Source organism: Streptomyces calidiresistens (assembly GCF_014141525.1).
Lineage (GTDB): Bacteria > Actinomycetota > Actinomycetes > Streptomycetales > Streptomycetaceae > Streptomyces > Streptomyces calidiresistens.
Genome location: NZ_VKHS01001397.1, coordinates 1 through 747 on the forward strand (window position 1 = coordinate 1; position 747 = coordinate 747).

Here is a 747-nt window from a genome sequence, read left to right on the forward strand (position 1 = left end):
GGTGCGGGCGGGTGCGGAGCGGCGACGGGCGGAGGAGGGCATGGGGGCAGTGTGCCCGGTCACACCGACAGTCGGCGGGGAACGGCGCGGCGGTCGGTCGCCGGTGGCCCGCCCGCACGACCCCGGCTTGACCTCAAGCGAGGTGGAGGTTTCAGCATGGGGTGTGCCGCCCGTCAACGGGCGGCACACGGCTCCCGGCCCGTGCCGGGACGAGGGGAGGAGCCCGCCATGCTCGCCATCCGTCTGCACGCCTTCGGTCCGCCGGGGAATCTGCGCCCCGAGGAGGTCCCCGACCCCGAACCGGGTCCCGGCGAGGTGGGGATCGCGGTCGCCGCCGCGGGCGTGCACCTGTTGGACACCGCCCTGCGCGCGGGTCGCGCCGGCGGCTTCCCGCTGCCGGAGCTGCCGACCGTGCCCGGTCGGGAGGTGGCCGGCACCGTGGACGCGCTCGGGCCGGGTGTACCGGAGCGGTGGCTCGGGCGGCGGGTCGTCGCCCACCTCGGCATGGTGCCCGGCGGGTACGCGGAGCGGGCGGTGACCGCCGTGGAGCGGCTGCACGAACTCCCCGCCGACCTGCCGGAGGACCGGGCCGTCGCGCTGGTGGGAACGGGGCGCACGGCCGCCGGGATCCTGCGGATCGCCGCGCCGGGCCCCTCGGACACCGTGCTGGTGATGGCCGCCGCCGGGGGCGTGGGTTCGCTGCTGGTGGGCGGCGCGCGGGCACGCGGGGCCCGGGTGGGGCTGTCT

1 protein-coding gene is annotated in these 747 nt (G+C 78.4%); it reads left to right on the top strand.

Annotated features, from left to right (window positions below; genetic code table 11):
• Nucleotides 1-228: 228 nt before the first annotated feature.
• Nucleotides 229-747 (top strand): alcohol dehydrogenase catalytic domain-containing protein (locus FOE67_RS27505; RefSeq protein ID WP_182667519.1); only part of this gene is annotated, 519 nt, incomplete at its 3' end.